A 21,567-nucleotide genomic window follows, 5' to 3' on the forward strand; every position below is an offset into this window, starting at 1 on the left:
TGGCTTTCCCATAAAATACGAAATTCTAACTAATAAATAAGTACACTTAATAATTACCTAATTTTTTTCAAACAAGTGGATATATATTTTAATCACAAAATAAATCAAGAATATAAGTATTATTTCCTTATAGAAGATAAAAATACCTTAACATTACTCTCGGAAAATAAGCGTTTAGTTAGTATTAATCACAAATAATCTTTTTACATAAAAAATGATTTTTATCGTTGACTTTTACTATTAAACTAGTAATATTAATCTACTTAGTGTTGTTTTTCTCACATTCCGTGAGGAAGTTATTTTGTAATTAGTAGCTAAATACAACCCTAAGGGTTTTTTCAAAGAAGAAAAACCAAATCGTATAATAACTCACACAACGGATCGTCCGGCACGTACCGCCGGTGGAGGAAAAAATGGCAACAGTAACATTCGATAAAGCAACGCGTATCTATCCAGGTGGCGTTCGTCCAGCAGTAGATGCTCTTGATCTAAAAATTGAAGATGGAGAATTTCTAGTCCTAGTTGGACCATCTGGCTGCGGTAAATCAACTTCACTACGTATGCTAGCTGGTCTAGAGGAAGTAAACTCTGGACGCATTCTAATCGGTGATAAAGATGTCACTGATGTAGCACCAAAAGATCGCGATATTGCTATGGTGTTCCAAAATTATGCTCTATATCCACACATGACTGTACATGACAATATGGGTTTTGCCCTAAAAATTGCTGGTACACCAAAAGAAGAAATTACTCGTCGTGTAAAAGAAGCAGCTGAAATTCTAGACCTAACAGAATACTTAGATAGGAAGCCAAAGGCTCTATCTGGTGGTCAGCGTCAACGTGTGGCAATGGGTCGTGCAATTGTTCGTAATCCACAAGTTTTCTTAATGGATGAGCCTTTGTCAAACCTTGATGCGAAGCTACGTGTACAAACACGTACTCAGATTGCTTCACTGCAAAAGCGTCTAGGAGTCACAACAGTTTACGTTACACACGACCAAACTGAAGCTCTAACAATGGGTGACCGAATTGCAGTTATGAAAGATGGTGTTCTACAGCAAGTTGGTACTCCACGCGATATGTATGAAATTCCAGCTAACGAATTTGTCGCTGGATTTATCGGTTCACCAGCCATGAACCTAGTCAAATTCAACGTTCAAGGCGAATATGCAACACTAGGTGAAACAAAAATTCACCTACCACGCACCGTAATTGATTCAATCACTAAAGAAGATGAAGGCAAGTTAACAATCGGTTTCCGCCCTGAAGGACTAGAAGTAATTTCTTCACCTGAAGAAGGAAGCTTAGCTATCATCGTTGATTTAGTTGAAGAACTCGGCTCTGATGCTTATGTTTATGGACGCCTAAAGGGTGCTGAAAACGCTGGTCAGTTCATCGTACGTGTAGCTCCACACTCAGCCCCATCTATTGGCTCAGTTTTATACGCACGTATCCTACCAGGTAAACAACACAACTTCAGTGCTTCATCTGGTGTTAGATTAAGCTAATATCTAAACTAGCAAGACCCCGATTAATCTACTAGAATATTACCTAGACAATAATCGGGGTTTTCTATTTATATGAGGGGAAGCAAAAATGCACAAAACATTAGAAATAACTGCAGCAAATGTTGACCCTGCCCTACTTGATTTACCTTGGAATTTACCCCTAGAAGAATGGGGAGAAGACGTAGTAGTTGCTCTTCCACGAGGTATATCCAGACATATTGTACGCTTCGTAAAACTTTCTGGGAGAATCCTAGCCGTAAAAGAAATCGGTGAAGAAGTTGCTTATAGAGAATACAACTTACTTAGGGACCTTGAAAAAGTTGACATTCCGACAGTGGAAGCGACAGCTGTAATTACTGGGCGTACAGACAAAAACGGAGAACCTCTAAACTGTGCATTAGTCACAGAACATTTACCATATTCTTTACCTTACCGCGCCTTATTCAGCAAAAGAATGCGTACTGAAACTGTACTACGCCTAATTGACTCACTAGCAGTCTTACTTGTACGTCTACATATAAATGGGTTTTACTGGGGTGACTGTTCCCTATCCAATACCCTATTCCGCAGAGATGCTGGAGCTTTCGCAGCTTACTTGGTAGATGCTGAAACTGGTGAATTACATGAAAAGCTTACAATAGGACAACGCAACTATGATTTAGATTTAGCTCGCACAAATGTAATTGGAGAGCTGATGGACTTACAGGCTGGGGCCCTTATTACTGACGATATAGATACCATTGAAACAGGTAGTCGCATAGTTGAACGTTACGAAAAACTTTGGACAGAAATAACAGCAACTGAACGCTTAGATATCAAAGATAAATGGAAAATTGAAGAACGTATTAAACGTTTAAATAACTTAGGATTTGATGTTGCTGAACTAATAATGACTACAGACGTTGACGGAACTTCACTAATTATTAAGCCAAAAGTCGTGGACGCAGGTCATTATTCAAGACAAATTTTACGACTAACAGGTATGGACGTCGAAGAACAACAAGCTCGTCACATGATTAACGATATGCATACTTATCAGGTAACTAGTGGACGCAAAGATGTACCTTTGGAAATTGTCGCTCACGCTTGGCTAGATGAAATATTTGAAGGTACATTAGCAAAAGTTCCAACAGAACTATTAGCTAAGCTAGAACCAGCCCAAATTTTTCACGAAATACTAGAGCATAAATGGTATTTATCAGAAAAACAAGGCTCAGAAGTAGATATTTTCCTAGCTACCGAAAGCTACGTGAGGGATATTCTACAAAATCGTGCTGACGAAAGAGAATTTATATAGCTGTTAGCTTTCATACCTTGTATCACAGTATTTTATATAAACTATCTGATATAAAATACTACTAGTTTTATGAATAGAAAAGGAATACTATGGCATACATTAATCGCAGACTATACGCTCATCGAGGAATGAGTGCTTTGGTACCAGAAAATACTCTTTCAGCCTTCAAAAAATGTGCTGACTATGGAGTTCAATGGTTCGAGTTTGATGTCGATGTCATAGCCGATGGCACAGTAATTGTTTGCCATGATTCTTCTTTAGACCGCACAACTAATAAAACTGGGTCATATTATGGTCTAACAGCTAAGGATTTATCTGATATTGATGCTGGATCGTGGTTTTCTGATGAATATCGAGGAGAAAAACTTCCAACTTTAAGTGATGTAATAAATATCATGAACGAGTTTGATTTAAACGCTAATATTGAGATAAAAGGCTGTGAAGCTGGTAAAGACTATGCTAATAAGCTAATAGATAGCGTTATTGACCAAATTTCAAACCTAAATGAGGGTCGTCAAATAATTGTTTCCTCTTTCAACCATTTACTTCTTGCTAAGTTTAAAGAAAAAGCGCCACATATTACAGTTGCTTGTCTGTGGGACGCAAATACTGTATCAGCTGATTGGTACACGACTATGCAAATTGTGGGTGCCGAATATGTGCACATCGAGGATAAATTTGTCACCCAAGATATAGTCAAACTTGTAAAAAGCAAAGGCTTTGGTATAAATGTTTGGACTGTAAATGATTTAGCTAGGGCTAACCAACTTTTCAACTGGGGTGTTGATGGTATTTTTACAGATGTAGCACATACTTTTCCTAAACCATATTTAGATTCTTAAACTTTCTTTCATATTTCCATCTTTTAGATACAACGATATACAAGAAAATGGGTGAGTTCCTAATCAGTTCTCACCCACTTTATTTATAAAATTTTCAGCTTGATGTATAAAATTTCTACTCGTTCTTATAAGGTTTTCCGCTTAACTTATAAAAATTTTCCATCAATTCTAAAGAAAAATTCTACCAGTCGTTATTTTCACGTCTGTCGCTTTCTTCAGAAATAGCTATATATTGATTCAACATATATTCAGCTATTCCTTCTAGCACTAAAAGAATACCTAAGAAACCGCTTACAGTGCTTCTAAAAGTAGGTTTTTCTTTACGTAGTGAGTTAGTGAATAGAATAGCTCCAATTGCACCAATTCCCAAAGCAAATATATTCAGAATCCAAGGCTTCTCAAAAGATAAGCTACGGTATTTTTTCCAGAAATTTGACTGGCCTTTCTTTTCAATTGTAGCAAAAGACCTGCCTATAGCATTTGTATAACCGCGTGGTTCATGTACAGTAATTCCCGCTACATCATAAAGATCAGTTTCGTTGGATAAAAATTGACTAATCGTATTTGAAAGACCAAATTCAGCCATAAGCATTGCACTACCATCTGGACCATTCAAAGATAAAGCTTTAATCACATTTTCAACATTAATATCTTCATTTATAGCAGCAATATCATTAGCCACACTATAAGGAGACAAAGTTTGTTTAACCATATCTAAGATAGTTTCATCTGGATTTGATGCATTAGCGCATATCAACTCTATCCCTTGATCCCAGGTAAATTGAACTAAATCTTCATAATCTTCAGATGGCCTATAAACAAAGTAGTATTCTCCACCATCATTATAAAAAACAATATAAGGAGTTTCATCACTATTTGAAAGACCAGTAACAGCTTTAGCAGATTGCAACACTGCACGTCTATCATTAGATAACTCGACAACTCCAAGTTTAGTATCATCTAAGTTAGCTAAATATGGGAATACACTAGCAGGAGTACGAGTAATAAGAACAGAATTAGATACAAGATTTACTTTCGAAGAAACATCAATATTTATTTCGACACCTTCTTCGAATTCATTTGCCAGAGCATAATGCTTGTAATCATCAAAATCAACGTTAGCATTGAATTTTTCACCTAAAGTTTCAACGATTTCTTTCAAATCTATCACTGGAACAATATCAGCACTGTTTAAAGAACCAGCTATTTTACCTTCATTTTCAAGTAAAGAAATACTCAATACACTAGGTGCAAGATTATCCCAAGTCAGGCATGCCAAAACATTTAGTTCTCTCAAAAAAGCGGTTATTTCTGCGGTACGAGAAGTTTTAGTTACAATCTCACCGTCTATTTTTTGCCACTGATCAACTATTTCTGATCTCATTTTTACTCCTTTGAAAAGTTACCCTAATATAAGGATACTCTAAATAATTAAAAATGGGTCCCTAAAATTTTAGAAACCCATTTTTAATGTTTAAGTTATTTAGAATGCAGTTAACGTAATTCTAATGTTATAAATACATCAATTACATTTTCTTGCCAACAGAACCTAAGCGTTCGCAAGCTTCAACTACACGTGCAGCCATTGATGCTTCAGCTAACTTACCCCATGCGCGTGGATCGTAAGCTTTCTTGTTACCAACTTCACCATCAATCTTTAGAACACCGTCGTAGTTCTTCATTACGTGTCCTACTAGACCACGTGTGAATGCGTACTGTGTGTCTGTATCGATGTTCATCTTGATAACACCGTTAGCAACTGCTGTTGCAATTTCTTCTGCTGTTGAGCCTGAGCCACCATGCATTACTAGATCAAATGGGCGTTCTTTGCCAACTTTTTGGCCAACTTCTGCTTGGATTTCGCCAAGTAGTTCTGGACGCAACTTTACGTGTCCTGGCTTGTAAACGCCATGGACGTTACCAAAAGTAAGCGCTGTTAGATAGCGACCTTTTTCACCCAAGCCTAATGCTTCTACTGTTTTCAAGCCATCTTCTGCTGTTGTGTAAAGTTTCTCATTGATTTCACCAACGATTCCATCTTCTTCACCACCAACAACACCAATTTCAACTTCAAGAATTGTATTAGCTTTTACTGAAAGTTCTAGTAATTCTTGAGCAATTTCTAGGTTTTCTTTCAAAGGAACTGCTGAACCATCCCACATATGTGATTGGTAAGCTGGCTGTTCACCACGTGCTACTGCTTCAGCTTCGATTTCCATAAGTGGACGAATCCATGAATCAATATTTTCCTTTGCACAGTGATCTGTATGCAAAGCAATGTTTACTGGGTATTTCTTAGCAACTTCACGTGCAAAAGCAGCCATTGCTAGGGAACCTGTTACACGATCCTTTACTGTTGATCCTGACCAATATTCAGATGCACCTACTGATACCTGGATAATGCCGTCAGATTCAGCTTCTGCAAACCCTTGCAACGCTGCAATTAGTGTTTGAGAAGAGGTAACGTTAATAGCTGGATATGCAAACTTTTGTTCACGTGCACGATCTAGCATTTCATTATAAACATCAGGTGTTACAATTGGCATTTTTCCTCCTGTATATTATTTTGCCTCTTAAATTATTCCATAAATTTTGAAGTTTACTAAAGTTATTTTATAAGTTCTCTCAATATAGTTACTGTATTTTGACTTGTTTAACTTTCTCTAAACATTATTTCAAGTATATACCTTCAAGTTTTAGTATTTGTCATAAACACAAACTTTTCACGCACAATACTTGTGTGCCTTACACAGTATTTAGCAGATTTTCACTATCTTTTTAAACTCTATATTTGCTAGTATTTTGAACATTTTTATGTGTTTTCACTAGATGTATCGGTACTTATACTAAGAATTAATAATTTATAATGTAGACACTTTTTATGTATTTGTCCCATAGTTTTTATACATTTTATCCTAATTGTTTCCTGATATTGTACGTATCATCATTTAGAAAACTTTCTAATTGTTTAAAAGTATATTTAACATTGAGATTATAAAGGTATATCATATATAAATATCCTCATTTCTGATATGAACGTAAACGAGAAAGAGTTGAACGAGACTATGTCTAAAATACGCACTGCAATAGTTGGTGTTGGAAACTGCGCTTCTTCACTTGTACAAGGTGTAACCTACTACAATAACGCTGATGAAAATGAAAAAGTACCTGGTCTAATGCACGTAAATTTTGGTGGTTACCATGTAAACGATGTGGAATTTGTCGCAGCCTTTGATGTTGATGATAAAAAAGTTGGACTAGATTTAGCTGACGCTATTTTTGCAAGTGAAAATAACACCATAAAATTTGCTGATGTTCCACATAGTGGTGTAACAGTGCAACGTGGACATACTTTTGATGGTCTAGGTGACTACTATCGTAAAACTATTACTGAATCTAAAGAAGAACCTGTTGATATAGTCAAAGTTTTGAAAGAAACAAAAGCAGAAGTTGTAGTATGCTATTTACCTGTCGGTAGTGAGCAAGCCGCTAAATTTTATGCGCAATGTGCTATGGAAGCAGGATGTGCTTTTGTAAACTGTTTACCAGTATTTATTGCCAGCGACCCACAATGGGCTGAAAAGTTCGTAAAAGCAGGTGTTCCTATCGTTGGTGACGATATTAAGAGTCAGGTCGGCGCTACAATTAGCCATCGTGTTATGGCTAAATTATTCGAAGACCGAGGCATTAAGATTGATCGTACTTACCAGCTAAACGTTGGCGGTAATATGGACTTCATGAATATGCTGCAGCGTGACCGTTTGGAATCTAAGAAAGTTTCAAAGACTCGTGCTGTGACTTCAAACATTGATACTAAATTGGCTGATCGTGATGTACATATCGGTCCTAGCGACTATATTGCTTGGCTAGACGACCGCAAATGGGCTTTTGTACGTTTAGAAGGTCATGCTTTCGGAGATGTTCCTATTTCCCTAGAGTACAAGTTAGAAGTATGGGACTCACCAAACTCTGCAGGTATCGTTATCGATGCTATACGTGCAGCTCGTATCGGTTTAGATCGTGGAATTTCTGGTCCTATCTTTAGTGCTTCTAGTTACTTCATGAAGTCTCCACCAGAACAATACAGCGATGATTTAGCTCGTGAAAATGTTGAAAAGTTTATTTCAGGTGAGTTGAATCGTTAAAATCAGCCTTGCTTGAGTAGAGGTAACTAGTAGAAACCAGCCAACTTGCTAGTGCTTTATACCCATCTGTGTATTGTTCAATCACATTTTCAAGCTTTTGAATTGCCTGTTATGGTTTGTGTATAGCCCATGGCAGGCAATTTTCATTTAAACCGCTTATAAGATAGAAAGTAGACTTTTATACGCTCAAATAATGCTCTATCTTGTTTATACACAGTCTGTCCACAGTTTACCCGCAATACGATTTTTATTTCATTCTTACTTGCTTTTCCTTTTGCTTTCTTTTCAAAATTCACCTAAAAATAAGTAAAATTCTAGCCATTTTCTGACTAAAAAATCTACTTATCTAAGTTTTATAGCTCCTCTTCTCGCTACATGTTCGTATTCTGAACAACTTAAAGTACCTAACAAACTGTTTTAGTTTCTTGGTATAACATAAGGAAATCAAAAAAGGCTTACTATCAATAATTTACAAAGTACATACACATACTAAAAGCTAGCTAACCTCTAACTTAGTTTCCAAAAAATCCCAATAGCACCGAATAAATTTTGAATTGACTAGTCTCATATTCGCTATATTCTCAATAGATTCAAGCTAAATTTTCACTAGATTTTATTACGCGATAAATAGATAAGTGCTTGTATACGAGAGATAGTATAAATAATCTTTAGAATACAAATAACATTAAAAGCGAGATTCATAAAATACTTCAACTAAACAGACAAAAATGAGATATAGCTTGCTAGAAAAAATATCAACTCCGGCAAAATCATAATAAACTCGTATAAAGCTTTCAAAAGAAATACCATCAATAAAACTACAAGTATCCAAACTAAGAAATATATAAACCTGAAAAATAAATTATCTCTGCTTAGTTTCTTAATTTTTTCAAACTTACCTATAGGTTTTTCTAAATTTCCAGATTTTTTGTAGCGATAAGAACTAAAAACATTATTGTTATCGTCCTCCATTACAGTCTTCCTTTCAAAACTTCTAATCCTTTCAGTTGCTTCTTTACATACTCATAAAGAAAGCATTCGACTAAAAATATTGAGAGCAAAATAGTAAAATATTATTGTTTAGAAAAGTGTTAATCTAATAAAAAGAGAATATTTAACACAAAATTGAAATAAAAATAGTACGAAATAGCAACCTGAAAAGAAGAAACGGCAAATCTTGATTTCAAATCTATAAAGCAAGTTAGGTATCTTGTTATTTACCTTTGGCGAAGTATCTTCCCTCTAGTTCAAAAACTTCAATAGGACGTTCAAAAATACTACTTATATTCGCCCCAGACAAAATCTCTTCTATCTCACCAGCAATCTTGACTTCCCCATCTTTCATCAAGGCTATGTGAGTAAATCCTTGTGGAATTTGTTCAAGATGATGAGTAACCATAATCATACTTGGTCCACGTTTATCGAAAGCAATTTCTTGTAAACCGCTTAGTAAATCTTCACGAGTTCCAATATCTAACCCAGAAGTAGGTTCATCTAAAACTAGTATTTCAGGGTCGTTCATAAGTGCCCTAGCCAAAAGTACTTTCTGCATTTCTCCTTGAGAAAGACTATGAAAAAGCCTATTTTGTAAATCCTGAATACCGAATACACCCAGAAGAGTTTTAGCTCGCTCATAGTCAAGTTGATCATATTCTTCTTTCCAATGAGCGGTCTTACCATAACTAGCAGTCAAAACTATTTCAAGAGGAGTGGAGTTTCTATCAAATTTTTCAACCAAAGAGGAAGAAGCAAAACCAACAGTTTGATGTAAAACTTCAGCAGGAAAAGTACCTAGCTTTTCATCTAGAATATAAACTTCACCGTTTGTAGGGAAAAGTCTACCAGCTATTATCTGAACAAGACTTGTCTTACCAGCCCCATTAGGTCCTAGAATTATCCAGTTTTGCTTTTCCTGTATACTCAAATTCACATTTTTTAAAATAGTGTTGCCATTTTTGACTAAGTTCAAATCATTTATTTCTACAACACTCATTTTTTTCCAATCTCGAAATTGATGTAGTTTCAGTATAAGCGTTTTTTAAGTCTTTTTCATTTATTACAAAAGCGTTTTACTTGCATATATTTCACTATAACTACTATAAATATAACTTTTGAAGTTTATAAAGTAAAAATTGTTATGGTATGAATAATCTAATTTTTAATAGAAGCTTAATACTTTCTCGTTATCTACCTTTTATAATGTTTTTCACAGTGTTAAAGCCATTTAAAATAAGCAGCAAACAAATTACTTGTACAAAAACTTTTTTCATAAAAAGGAAAAAATAAGAAGTTTATGTGATTTCGATATTTATTACCTCATGTTTAGCAGCAGCATAAATTCGAAATATTAAAAAGTGAAATACCTTTTAGTTTCACTACTCTAAAGAATTTACTCTTTTATAGCTAATTTATCGTTTTCTTATAAAGCTTTCTATATTTATCAAAAGCTCCCCTATTACGATAAAATCTCTCTTAGTTTCATAAAAAATTCTCACGCATTTGGATTATTCTTAAAATTATTCTAAACCTCACATATACTAAGCTAGCGCTTTATATACTAAAACTTCGAATCTTTAAATATCTCTAAGAGTAACTCCTAATACTCCACAAGAGTAAAGTACACCCTCATCCATATCCTTATAAGAACTACTAAGACCAAAGTAACCTTATCTTTTCTATTGTCTACCATACACATTCAGAATAACTCACCAACTAGTAAAAACATTACTCAAAGCGAATAGTAACTACACATAATTGAGATAAAACCTCAGCTAAGTAACCATTAATCACATATGCCATTAGAAACATTTTAGTGAATAAGCAAACATACCAGTAAACATATCTACCGTTTGACTACACATACCCGAGCCTATCCCACTAAAAAACAGCAAATACTTAATTAATCTTAAATAAAAATGTCCACCCGAAACCCGAGTGGACATTTTATAAAAACTATAAATAAAGTAATTGAACTTACTTTAGTGTTACAGTTGCGCCAGCTTCTTCTAGTTCAGCCTTTGCCTTTTCAGCTGCTTCCTTTGCTGCACCTTCTAGAACAGTATTTGGAGCACCGTCAACTAGTTCCTTAGCTTCCTTTAGACCTAGTGATGTTAGGGCACGTACAACCTTGATAACACCGATCTTCTTGTCGCCAGCTGATTCTAGAACAACATCAAATGAGTCTTTTTCTTCAGCTGCGCCTGCGTCGCCACCAGCTGCTGGAGCTGCTGCAACTGCTACTGCTGCTGGAGCTGCTGCTTCAACATCGAATGTTTCTTCGAATAGCTTAACGAAATCTGATAGTTCAATTAGTGATAGTTCTTTGAAAGCTTCAATTAGTTCTGCTGGAGTAAGCTTTGCCATGGGTTTTCCTTCCTAAAAGTCTCGCATTTACGAGCAAATAGATTTATATGAAGATTACTCTTCGCCGCCCTGCTTTACGCGTAGGGCTTCAACTGTACGCACAGCTTTGATAGCTGGTGCTGTAAAGACATATGCAGCTTGGTACATTGCAGCTTTAAGCACACCAGCAGATTTTGCAAGTAGTACTTCGCGTGATTCTAGGTTTGCCAACTTCTTTACGTCTTCGACGGTTAGTAGCTGACCCTCTAGAACACCAGCCTTGATGACTAGCTGTGGGTTTGCCTTGGAGAAGTCACGTAGTGCTTTAGCAGCTTCAACTGGTTCACCTGTTACGTAGGCAATAGCAGTTGGACCTGTTAGTTCTGATTCTAGGAAATCGAAACCAACTTCTTTGGCTGCAATTGTAGCAAGAGTGTTCTTCACCACGGCGTAGTTTGCAATACCGTTTAGGGAACGACGCAACTCTTTTAGTTGTGTAACGCTTAGTCCACGGTATTCGGTTAGCAAAACGGCAGTTGCACTACGCAAATTTTCAGCGATTTCTTCAACTGCTGCTACCTTATCAGGCCTCGCCATGGCCCTCCTTCCGATTGTCGCCGTGATTTTTCAGAACTCTTATAAAACAAAAACCCCACGCAGATAGCGTAGGGCATCAGAAATCACCTATGTCTACCTGCGTTGGTGTGTTCTACCACATTATTCCGAAGAACCAACGGTCTCTGGCAGTAACGTTACAGGAAAGTAACGCACACTAATGAAGAATATATCACATTCTAAAGAAAATAACAAATACTTTGCTAAAGCCCATGAAATTCAGTAACTAGTGTGCGTATTTAAAATTACTTGCCACTATTTTTTGTATTTATTTAAGTTCGGCCTATATTCCTTCATCAAATTCGCATTTTCCATAATGAAAGGTGGTGCAGTCTTAGAGACCGTATCATTATCATATTTTGTCACTAAGTAATCATTTACTTCTTGCTTATTTTTGAAAATTAACATTTGATAAGGATCAGTAAATGACAGTTTCTCTAGAAATATATACTCACCATTATCACCTTTTAGCAAAATACCGATATGCCCGATAAATAGCTGTGCAGTATCTTGTTTTTCTTCAATATTAGTATTGAATACAACCGATATAACACTAGCATTTTTGTTTTCAAAAGAAACACCTTTATCTCGCCAACTATCTTGCTGAGCTTTCAAATGCGTTTGAACTTTATCTGTATCATCAGTGCTTATATATGAGAATAAACTATAAAAATTATTTTCTTGTTCTTTAGGAATAACATTACTTGTTTCAATTGCTTCTTTATCACTAAATAGCATGCTTGTATCATCAATTTTAGGGTTTTTAACTTTAATAAAGTCAGACAACAGTCTAAAAGTAGTTATGCGACAGTTATAGCCAACCAAACCTTGATTTTGCCAAATTTCAGCTATTTTATCGTCTTCGTAAATCGGAGAAAAAGAGTTGATAGTTTTGAAACCTGTTTTTACTAGCCCAACCTTATCTCCAACTAATTTATTGTACTCGTTTATGTCTTTCAACAAACTTTCAATTTTTTCATCAGCAATATCAGCCTTTTTCAAATATTTCCGTAGCTGATCTTGTGAATCTTTATCAACTAAATTTGAATAAGTTAAACTTGGTTTTATAGGATTAGAGGTACTTTCTACTGTTTTTTCAACATTAGAACAACCTGTGGCTATAAACAAAACAGCGAAAAATGCTACTACCAGATTAAAAGCTCTCTTCATACTAAACTTCCCCCATCACAAAGCCTGATTTTAGAGCAATACATACAAAATATAGCAATACAATGTTTACCTAAAAGTTAAGAAAAAATCACGAGGAAAACAGTTTGTAAATGCATTCCAATTATAGAGTAAGTCAACATATGATGTATATTCGTTAGTCAAAAATACTAAGAATATTTCTCGAAATATGAGATAAAATTAAACCACAAAGTTTATTTTAGTTTTTAGCTATGTAATTGCTTATAACAGTAGAGTTTTAGCGGTTTTCTAAAAGTTTGCAAACATTTTTACAGCCTAATATTTTAGAAAATGAGAAACTGTTTAAGTCCTTAGATTTTCAAGTATTTTCCCAAAGCAGACAAGCAGACAAGCAGACAAGCAGACAAGCAGACAAGCAGACAAGCAGACAAGCAGACAAGCAGACAAGCAGACAAGCAGACAAGCAGACAAGCAGACAAGCAGACAAGCAGACAAGCAGACAAGCAGACAAGCAGACAAGCAGACAAGCAAGCATACGCAATAAAAACTTTTATGTAAAGGTTTTGAAATATATGCATGAACAAATTTCAGTGTAGACAGACTTTTCACAGAATATATCAGCTGAATAAACAGGAATTTAAGTAAGATAAATGCAAATATGCGAGTATAAGTAAAATGCATATAAAAGTAGAAGGATAAATAAACCAAGCAGAAATAAACTACAAACAAACATGTAACTAATATCAGAAACAAATAGAATCGCAAATATAGATAAATCGAGTAAATAAAAACGCCAACATAGGTAAGCCAAATAAATAATTATCTAAAAGTAGACAAAATCACAAATATAGATAAATCAAATAAGTAATCACCAAAACTAAACACAAACACTCTAAATATAGAAAAGCATAAAAAATTGCCCCCACTATCAGCAGAGGCAATTTTGTGAGATCTTAACGAAAACTCATTATGAAGGATCTTCTGTTGTTAGGTTACGAGTCTTAGTTGTATCCAATGGGATACCTGGACCCATAGTTGTTGTAACAGTACCCTTCTGAACGTAGCGACCCTTTGAAGTTGTTGGCTTCAAACGTAGAATTTCTTCTTGAGCAGCTGCGTAGTTTTCAACTAGCTGTTCTTCTGTGAAAGAAGTCTTACCGACAATGAAGTGTAGGTTTGAGTGCTTGTCGACACGGAATTCGATACGACCGCCCTTAATTTCCTTAACAGCTTTAGCAACGTCCATAGTAACTGTGCCAGTCTTTGGGTTTGGCATCAAACCACGAGGACCTAGGACACGACCTAGACGACCAACCTTACCCATCAAATCAGGTGTTGCAACAGCGACGTCGAAATCTGTGTATCCCTTTGATACCTTTTCGATCAATTCGTCGCCACCAACTTCATCGGCACCTGCGTCAAGAGCCTGCTGTGCACGCTCACCAACAGCGAAGACCAGGACCCTAGCGGTCTTACCAGTACCGTGAGGCAAGTTAACAGTTCCACGAACCATTTGATCTGCCTTACGTGGGTCAACACCTAGTCGGAAAACAACTTCAACAGTTGCATCAAACTTAGTAATAGATGTTTCTTTAGCTAAACGCATAGCTTGTAGTGGATAATAAAGTTCACCTGCATGAATCTTTTCCGAAGCTAAACGGTATTTCTTGCTGCGCTTTGGCATCTGCTTATCTCCTTAGCAGTAGTGGTAATCAGATCGCGCTGGATCCTACCACCGCACCATATGGTGCTAAACGATTAATAACTTTTGGGTTAGCCTTCGACTGTTACACCCATGGAACGAGCTGTTCCAGCAATAATTTTAGCTGCACCTTCAATGTCATTAGCATTTAGATCAGCCATCTTAAATTCAGCAATCTCACGAACCTGTGCTTCAGTTAGTTTACCTACTTTAACAGTGTGAGGAGTACCTGAACCTTTTGGAATACCAGCAGCTTTCTTAATCATTTCAGCAGCTGGAGGAGTCTTTGTTACGAATGTGAAAGAACGGTCTTCGTAAACAGTAATTTCTACAGGGATAACATTGCCACGCTGTGCTTCAGTAGCAGCATTGTAAGCCTTGCAGAACTCCATAATATTAACACCGTGCTGACCAAGAGCTGGACCAACCGGAGGAGCTGGGTTAGCAGCGCCGGCTTGGATTTGTAGCTTAATCAGCCCGACTACCTTTTTCTTAGGTGCCATTTTTGGGGTCCTTACCTATCAAAAAATAAAATCTATCTATATCATTTGACATAAATAGTGTGCAAATAGTCCATTGCACAAATATATATAATATCTTAAAAAGCCATACTTTGAAAAGTAGTACGGCTTTTAAAGAAGTTTTATTCTATTAGTAAGTAGCGTATAAATTAGTCGTTTTTAGCTACCTGAGAGAAATTAAGCTCAACTGGTGTTTCACGTCCGAAAATTGAAACCAAAACTTTAAGTTTTTGTGATTCAGGAAGAACTTCTGAAATAGTTGCTGGCAAAGTCTCGAAAGGACCATCAGTAACGATAACAGATTCCCCAGCTTCAAATTCAACTTGAATAACTGGAGCTGTTGATTTCCTCTTGCTACTAGCATTTTCAACCTCAGATAGAATTTCAGCTTCAACACTAGGTGTTAGCATAGAAATAGCTTCTTCATCAGTCAAAGGAACAGGGTTACGAGGATCACCAACAAAACCTGTAACTGCAGGTGTGTCCTTAACAATACGCCAAGAGTCGTTAGTCATTTCCATACGTACCAAAACATAACCTGGAACACGTACGCGACGCACAGTCTTGCGTTCAGCATTCTTAATTTCAACGACTTCTTCCATAGGAACTTCTACTTCAAAAATATAGTCTTCCATATCGAAGTTTTGTATACGCTGTTCAAGATTAGCTTTTACTCTGCGTTCGTAAGTAGCATACGAATGAATCACATACCATTTACCTGGTTGTGTGCGTAAACGCTGACGAATCAACTTTTCAGCTTCAGCTTTTGCATCAAAAGTTTCATCAGTAATTATCTTACCAGTGTGTGTACGTGGAGCATTTTCGTCTTGAGTAATAACTTGTTCTTCAACAACGTCAGTAGCGTTCTCATCAGATGCTACAGATTCAACGTTTTCTTCATTCAACTCTAAATCAGACACTTTAAGACTACTTTCTAGTAATTAATTACCCAAATACCAAACGAACAATGACATTCAACAAGCCATCAAATACACCAACAAAAGCCATAATCATCAACACGAAAACTATAACTACCCAAAAATATGTCCATAGTTCATTTTTAGTAGGATAAACAACTTTTTTTAACTCAGCTATAACTTGCTTTATGAATAGAAGAATTCTACCCAAAAACCCAACTGATTTTTTACCAGAGTTACTATCTGATTTTTTAACCGAGTTATCAGCCACTATTTATTCCTTACCCTAGGATTGAAATAATCTATATACGCGTAGCAGGGCAGGAGGGACTCGAACCCACAACCGCCGGTTTTGGAGACCGGTGCGCTACCAATTGCGCCACTGCCCTTTGTGTATCAAATAACAACTTATATATAATAGCAAACAAGATAAAAATTAACAAATATTTTCTTAAAATACTGACTAAAAATTATATTATGCCTAAAATAACACGCATATTATTTGATAAATAGCAAACTCCAAATAGGTAAGTTTTAATATATTTAGCTTATATCTCAACTTCACACAAAACAGAGTATTTATAAATAAAGAGTAAACATTTAAGAATATAAATACTAAAATCCATAGAAAGTATAATAAAATTAGAAGCACATACTATTTCCTTTATTTTATAAGAACTTGGACTATCATGACAAAAACACGAATTTCAAAAAGACTAGGCTCAATAACGCCAAGCGCAACATTAGCAGTTGATGCAAAAGCCAAAGAATTAAAAGCAGCAGGCAAACCGGTAATAGGTTTTGGTGCAGGTGAACCTGATTTTCAAACACCTGATTATATCGTTGAATCAGCAATTGAAGCAGCTAAAAATCCAGCTAATCACAGGTATTCTCCAACTAGCGGACTTGTACCACTACGCAAAGCTATTGCTCAAAAGACAAAACGCGACAGCAAATACGAAGTAGACCCAAATAATATTCTAGTCACAAATGGTGGAAAACAAGCGGTATTTCAAGCATTCGCTTCCATTTTAAATGAAGGTGACGAAGCGATTTTACCAGCCCCTTATTGGACAACTTATCCAGAAGTAATAGCTTTGTGTGGAGCAAAAACAGTAACAATAGATACAACTTTTGATACAGATTTCAAAATCACTGTAGACGATTTAGATAAAGCTTTAACTGAGAAAACTAAGGTTTTGTTACTTTGTTCCCCATCTAACCCAACTGGTAGTGTTTACACAAAAGATGAATTGGAAGCTATCGGTAAATGGTGTTTAGAACACGGAGTATGGGTAATCACAGATGAGATATATGAACATTTGATTTATGACGATGCTGAAAGCCTACACATAGTTGAAATTGTGCCAGAACTCGCTGACCAAACTATCGTAGTGAACGGTGTCGCTAAAACTTATGCTATGACTGGCTGGCGTATAGGCTGGATGATAGGCCCAACAGACGCTATAAAAGCAGCAACTAACTTCCAATCACATTTGACATCAAATGTCTGTAATATTGCTCAGCAAGCAGCTCTCACAGCAGTTGCTGGTGATTTAGCTGCTGTTTATGAAATGCGTGAATCTTTTGATCGTCGACGCAAAACGATGATTAAAATGCTAAATGAGATAGAGGGTATAAAGCTAAGTACACCAAAAGGTGCTTTCTATTGCTATCCAAATGTCGAATATTTTATAGGTAAGACTTTGCGTGGCGAAGTAATTGAATCAAGTAACCATTTAGCAGCTTTAGTGTTAGAACACGCTATGGTGGCACTAGTTCCGGGTGAAGCTTTTGGCTCTACAGGTTACTTACGCTTATCCTATGCTTTGAGCGATGAAGATCTTGTCGAAGGTCTAACACGAGTACAAAAACTATTATCAGAAGTACACTAAAAGTCTTCAATAACAGAGTCACTCCCAGTCTTTTCGGCTGGGGGTAACTTTGCTTAATCGTCATTTCTTACTCACTAGTACTGTGCTTTAAACATTTCGTTTCAATAAGTTTTAAGCTAACCACTAGGTGTAAAATGGGGATAAGAATAAGAGTTATATATAAGGCTACGATTGTTTCTACACCATACATATAAGCACGACAATATGCAAAAATATCCTGCTCATAAGCACAGAAATATACATACACGTACACGCATAAGGATTTTAAGAAAGTGATTTCGCAGAGCAAAGAATCAGATAACGATTATATTCATAAGCAGTTAAGAAAATATAACAGACAATATATGTCTAATTTCAAGAACTACAGCTTTCATATAAAGCAAGATCCAACAGATGAGAACAGTAAGATAATCGCTGGAATAGTTGCATCTAGTACTTTTGATACCTTAGAAGTAGAGTTTTTATTTGTAGATCCAGATTACAGAGCGAAAAAATATGGGAAAACTCTATTACAGCATGTTGAACAACTAGCAAAACAAGATAATTTGAAGAGAATATTGTTGAACACTTACAGCTTTCAAGCTCCAGATTTTTATAAAAAGCTTGGATATACTGAGTTATTCAAGATATCGCCTTGTTTTTCCGATTTTGACCAACACTTTTTCGTAAAGAATATAGAACAAGTATAGGACACAAGTCACTAATTAAGCTTTAGTGTAGCGAGTAGCTACAGTTAGCTTATAAGGTTATAGTAAATATAAAGCTACGAATAATCTATTTACCCACTTATACATACACAGGTTCAGGCTCTAAAGTAATTCCATATCTATTTCTAACTTTTGAAATTATTTCGTCAGCCAATTCCCTTATGTCTGTACTAGTAGCTTCACCTCGGTTTACTAATATAAGCACATGATAGTCTGATAAACTAGCACCTTTGTTATCCCCATAGCCTTTAGCAAAACCAGCATTTTGAATTAACCAAGCAGCTGATACTTTCTTCAGACCTGCAACAGTTTTTCCAGCACTATCTATTTGAGAAGCACTAGCATAATCAGTTACGTCAAAGACAGGAGCACTTTCTCCCAATTTTTCAGCTGTTTCACATGAAACAATAGGATTTAAGAAGTAAGATCCACTGCTACGAGTATTCACATCTTCACTATTTAAACAAGTGCCTTTACTTGTTCTAATGCTAATTACAGCGTCTCGAACTTTTGTAGATTCAGCCCTATCCCCAACGTTTACACCTAAATACTGTGCAAGTTCTTTGTACTTAATCGGTAAACTATCACTAGCATGTCTGAACTGAAATTCTACTTTCAAGACAATATATCTACCTGTTGCTCCAAATGCTAAACCTGTATAAGGATTATTTTCCTTACGAGAAGTTTTTAGAATTGAAGACCTGTAAGCAAACTCGAGCTCACTATTCGTAAAGGTACGTTGACTCTTAGTTACTCTATCGTAGGTAATAACTTTGGAAATAAACTGTTGTACTTCTACCCCATAAGCACCGATATTTTGTACGGGACTAGCTCCAACCGTTCCTGGTATTCCGCTCAAGCATTCAAGTCCTACCCAACCTTTAGAAACAGTAAAAGCAACAAACTCATCCCAAGGGTGACCTGCAACAACTTCTACACTAACTCCCCCACAAGCACTGTTATCTATAACTTTTATTCCAGTCCTAACATCTCTAATAACACTACCATCAAAGTTTTCTTCAGAACCAACAATATTCGAACCAGCACCAATTACTAAAAGCTTTTCACCTTTTTCATCAGCTTGTTTCACAGCATTTATAAAATCTAACTCTGTTTCTACTTCAACATAGTTAGCAATACTTCCCCCCACACACATGGTTGTAAGATCAGCAAATGTAGGTTTATCACCAAAACTACCTTTAGGGGAAACTCCTGTTTTAACAGATTTAACTTCAAAACCAGAATCTAATTCATACATATCATCAGAACAACTGTTAGAAATGTAAAACTGGTTGTTATCCATTGTCCCCTCCCGGCTTTAATTCCTGTAAATTTTATCCCTTTAGTTTACATAGTATATAGGTTATATATTTAACAAATACTTAATTGAGGGAATAAAACTGAAAATTTACTTATTTTATTTTTTCAGCTTCCATCATATCTCTTGTGGGAAGTGGTTTTAAAACTGGGATAAATATTAAAGCTAATACTATAGGAATCATAATAACCACTAGAGACATACGGTATCCAACATACTCTGCTATAAACCCCACTATTGCTGGTCCCAAGAAGAAGGCACCGTATCCAATAGTTGATGTAACAGCCACACGTTCTGAAGCTTTCAAAGGATCATCAGAAGCAGCAGACATGCCGAGCGGAAATCCCAAAGCTGAGCCTATAGCCCAAGCAACAATACCAACTAAGCACAGCTCTACCCACGGAGAGAACACAAAGAGCAATAAGCCTATACCACCTAAAGCAGTACAGAACCTTAGAACTCTGACTCGCCCAAACTTTCCTACAAACGGACTAGCAGACATACGAGTAATTGTCATGCTTGCAACAAATATTCCTAATGCCATAGCCCCAAAAGCTTCAGTTTTCCCGAAAGACTGCACTAAGGACAGGGATAACCAGTCGTTAGCAGCTCCCTCAGTTAATGCAGAGCCTAAAATTGTTACGCCAATGAGCAAAGTACGTTTTTCAAACCAAGCACTATTTCTTGTCTTAGTTCCCTGCCCTTGATTTTCTAAGTTTTTATCAGCAGAATCAACTTTGTCATTTTTATCAGCATCTTTAGGTGGAATATAACCGAACATAAAGACTGTACGCAAGTATTCGTAAGGCAAAATATATACACTAGCGATAACCATTAAGATTAATGAAAGTATATAAATTGATGTCAAGTGGTAGTAAATACTTACCCCTAAATGTGAAACAATTGAAGCAACTATAGCTGAAAAAACAGTTCCCAGAGAAAATCCTCCGTGATAAGCAGAAATAATTGACTTTTGCATAGCAATTTCAATTCTTCCACCCTCAATATTTACTGTTCCTTCACAAAAAGACATTACAAAATGCGCTAAAAATAAGTAAATACAAACCATTACTATATTTTTAGTGCACAAGGAGTATAAAACCCCAAACATAAGGAATACAAAACCACTAATTGAGATAATGATTACTTTTCTTGCCCCAAATTTTTCATTCATGTAGCCAACGAATGGCAAACCTAGTATTGATCCTAAAGCAGCTACAATAAGTATCTGAGATAATTCTAGGGCTGATAAGTCCATGCTGTCTCTCACTGATGGGATACGTGAGTACCATGAATTTACTAGAGTTCCAAATATGAAAAATAGAGCAAAAGTAGCAAAAGAGGCTTTTCTAACAACTTTTTTATCTATAAATTTTTTATTATCAAGTGTGTCATTCATAAATATCGTATAAACCTTTTTCGCATTCTTTTTATGAAAGTATTTATCTAAAGTATTATATAACTAATCGAGTTTTATTCGTAAGTCTTTGAATTTTGTTTAATAAATCGTTTTAATTAGGTGGTAACTATTTATAAATAAACAGTTCATCAAAGCAAAAAATAAAGCTGGTCTTTTATTATTACAAACTACAATTATTATGTATAGAAA

The 21,567-nt window shown here is 35.9% G+C and carries 19 protein-coding genes, 1 tRNA gene and 1 pseudogene; 7 read left to right on the plus strand and 14 right to left on the minus strand.

Features of this window, described 5'->3' with window-relative positions; translation table 11 throughout:
* Nucleotides 1-413 precede the first annotated feature (413 nt).
* From HCQ94_RS05295 to HCQ94_RS05305, 3 genes are all read left to right on the plus strand, one after another.
* Nucleotides 414-1,508 (plus strand): ABC transporter ATP-binding protein, encoded by a 1,095-nt coding sequence (locus HCQ94_RS05295; protein WP_166978513.1) that lies wholly within the window; start codon nucleotides 414-416, stop codon nucleotides 1,506-1,508.
* 88 nt (nucleotides 1,509-1,596) lie between these two features.
* On the plus strand, nucleotides 1,597-2,805 hold the full coding sequence (locus HCQ94_RS05300) for a DUF4032 domain-containing protein (RefSeq protein WP_166982490.1): 1,209 nt from the start codon (nucleotides 1,597-1,599) through the stop codon (nucleotides 2,803-2,805).
* Nucleotides 2,806-2,894: 89 nt separating this feature from the next.
* Nucleotides 2,895-3,647, plus strand: coding sequence for a glycerophosphoryl diester phosphodiesterase (locus HCQ94_RS05305; RefSeq protein ID WP_166978509.1), 753 nt, complete (start codon nucleotides 2,895-2,897; stop codon nucleotides 3,645-3,647).
* 181 nt (nucleotides 3,648-3,828) lie between these two features.
* Here the strand turns inward: HCQ94_RS05305 and HCQ94_RS05310 are convergent, their stop codons facing one another.
* Both HCQ94_RS05310 and fbaA read right to left on the minus strand, forming a co-directional pair.
* Nucleotides 3,829-5,031: a hypothetical protein gene (locus HCQ94_RS05310; protein ID WP_166982492.1), complete on the minus strand. Its 1,203-nt coding sequence runs from the start codon at nucleotides 5,029-5,031 to the stop codon at nucleotides 3,829-3,831.
* Between the two features lie 142 nt (nucleotides 5,032-5,173).
* Nucleotides 5,174-6,193 (minus strand): class II fructose-bisphosphate aldolase, encoded by a 1,020-nt coding sequence (fbaA, locus tag HCQ94_RS05315; protein WP_166978506.1) that lies wholly within the window; start codon nucleotides 6,191-6,193, stop codon nucleotides 5,174-5,176.
* Between the two features lie 519 nt (nucleotides 6,194-6,712).
* On the opposite strand from fbaA, the gene HCQ94_RS05320 reads away from it, so the two are divergent.
* Nucleotides 6,713-7,792 carry an inositol-3-phosphate synthase gene (locus HCQ94_RS05320; RefSeq protein WP_166982494.1) on the plus strand — a complete coding sequence of 360 codons (1,080 nt, stop codon included), beginning with the start codon at nucleotides 6,713-6,715 and terminating at the stop codon, nucleotides 7,790-7,792.
* A 714-nt stretch (nucleotides 7,793-8,506) separates the two neighbouring features.
* Here the strand turns inward: HCQ94_RS05320 and HCQ94_RS05325 are convergent.
* The 5 genes from HCQ94_RS05325 to HCQ94_RS05345 all read right to left on the minus strand — a co-directional run bounded on the left by HCQ94_RS05325 (nucleotide 8,507) and on the right by HCQ94_RS05345 (nucleotide 12,919).
* Nucleotides 8,507-8,764 carry a hypothetical protein gene (locus tag HCQ94_RS05325; RefSeq protein ID WP_166982496.1) on the minus strand — a complete coding sequence of 86 codons (258 nt, stop codon included), beginning with the start codon at nucleotides 8,762-8,764 and terminating at the stop codon, nucleotides 8,507-8,509.
* Between the two features lie 241 nt (nucleotides 8,765-9,005).
* The gene (locus tag HCQ94_RS05330; RefSeq protein WP_166982498.1) at nucleotides 9,006-9,785 is read right to left on the minus strand and encodes an ABC transporter ATP-binding protein; all 780 of its coding nucleotides are present in this window, start codon (nucleotides 9,783-9,785) and stop codon (nucleotides 9,006-9,008) included.
* Nucleotides 9,786-10,765: 980 nt separating this feature from the next.
* On the minus strand, nucleotides 10,766-11,155 hold the full coding sequence (gene rplL / locus HCQ94_RS05335; RefSeq protein ID WP_166978498.1) for a 50S ribosomal protein L7/L12: 390 nt from the start codon (nucleotides 11,153-11,155) through the stop codon (nucleotides 10,766-10,768).
* Between the two features lie 54 nt (nucleotides 11,156-11,209).
* Nucleotides 11,210-11,731, minus strand: a complete 522-nt coding sequence (rplJ, locus tag HCQ94_RS05340) for a 50S ribosomal protein L10 (RefSeq protein WP_166978496.1) — start codon at nucleotides 11,729-11,731, stop codon at nucleotides 11,210-11,212.
* A gap of 273 nt (nucleotides 11,732-12,004) precedes the next feature.
* A complete protein-coding gene (locus tag HCQ94_RS05345; RefSeq protein WP_166978494.1) occupies nucleotides 12,005-12,919 on the minus strand; it encodes a DUF4300 family protein in 915 nt (304 codons plus the stop codon).
* Between the two features lie 275 nt (nucleotides 12,920-13,194).
* Here HCQ94_RS05345 and HCQ94_RS05350 point away from each other — a divergent pair, with 275 nt between their 5' ends.
* Entirely contained in the window at nucleotides 13,195-13,494 is a 300-nt protein-coding gene (locus HCQ94_RS05350; protein ID WP_196373605.1) for a hypothetical protein, read from the plus strand.
* 371 nt (nucleotides 13,495-13,865) lie between these two features.
* Here the strand turns inward: HCQ94_RS05350 and rplA are convergent, their stop codons facing one another.
* The 5 genes from rplA to HCQ94_RS05375 all read right to left on the minus strand — a co-directional run bounded on the left by rplA (nucleotide 13,866) and on the right by HCQ94_RS05375 (nucleotide 16,427).
* The gene (gene rplA, locus HCQ94_RS05355; RefSeq protein WP_166978492.1) at nucleotides 13,866-14,582 is read right to left on the minus strand and encodes a 50S ribosomal protein L1; all 717 of its coding nucleotides are present in this window, start codon (nucleotides 14,580-14,582) and stop codon (nucleotides 13,866-13,868) included.
* Nucleotides 14,583-14,671: 89 nt separating this feature from the next.
* Nucleotides 14,672-15,103, minus strand: coding sequence for a 50S ribosomal protein L11 (rplK, locus tag HCQ94_RS05360; RefSeq protein ID WP_166978490.1), 432 nt, complete (start codon nucleotides 15,101-15,103; stop codon nucleotides 14,672-14,674).
* Nucleotides 15,104-15,270: 167 nt separating this feature from the next.
* Complete coding sequence (gene nusG, locus HCQ94_RS05365; RefSeq protein WP_166978488.1) at nucleotides 15,271-16,041, minus strand: transcription termination/antitermination protein NusG; 771 nt, start codon at nucleotides 16,039-16,041, stop codon at nucleotides 15,271-15,273.
* Between the two features lie 25 nt (nucleotides 16,042-16,066).
* On the minus strand, nucleotides 16,067-16,309 hold the full coding sequence (gene secE, locus HCQ94_RS05370; RefSeq protein ID WP_166978486.1) for a preprotein translocase subunit SecE: 243 nt from the start codon (nucleotides 16,307-16,309) through the stop codon (nucleotides 16,067-16,069).
* A gap of 45 nt (nucleotides 16,310-16,354) precedes the next feature.
* Nucleotides 16,355-16,427, minus strand: a tRNA-Trp gene (locus HCQ94_RS05375).
* Between the two features lie 300 nt (nucleotides 16,428-16,727).
* On the opposite strand from HCQ94_RS05375, the gene HCQ94_RS05380 reads away from it, so the two are divergent.
* Entirely contained in the window at nucleotides 16,728-17,933 is a 1,206-nt protein-coding gene (locus HCQ94_RS05380) for a pyridoxal phosphate-dependent aminotransferase (RefSeq protein WP_166982502.1), read from the plus strand.
* Between the two features lie 248 nt (nucleotides 17,934-18,181).
* Nucleotides 18,182-18,622: pseudogene (locus HCQ94_RS05385) on the plus strand (GNAT family N-acetyltransferase); the annotation flags it as partial.
* A 97-nt stretch (nucleotides 18,623-18,719) separates the two neighbouring features.
* Here HCQ94_RS05385 and HCQ94_RS05390 read toward each other — a convergent pair.
* Nucleotides 18,720-19,943 carry a UDP-N-acetylmuramate dehydrogenase gene (locus HCQ94_RS05390; protein WP_198426292.1) on the minus strand — a complete coding sequence of 408 codons (1,224 nt, stop codon included), beginning with the start codon at nucleotides 19,941-19,943 and terminating at the stop codon, nucleotides 18,720-18,722.
* A gap of 109 nt (nucleotides 19,944-20,052) precedes the next feature.
* Nucleotides 20,053-21,357 (minus strand): MFS transporter, encoded by a 1,305-nt coding sequence (locus HCQ94_RS05395; protein ID WP_166982506.1) that lies wholly within the window; start codon nucleotides 21,355-21,357, stop codon nucleotides 20,053-20,055.
* Nucleotides 21,358-21,567 lie beyond the last annotated feature (210 nt).

It is taken from the genome of Actinomyces sp. zg-332 (assembly GCF_011751945.2).
Lineage (GTDB): Bacteria > Actinomycetota > Actinomycetes > Actinomycetales > Actinomycetaceae > ZJ293.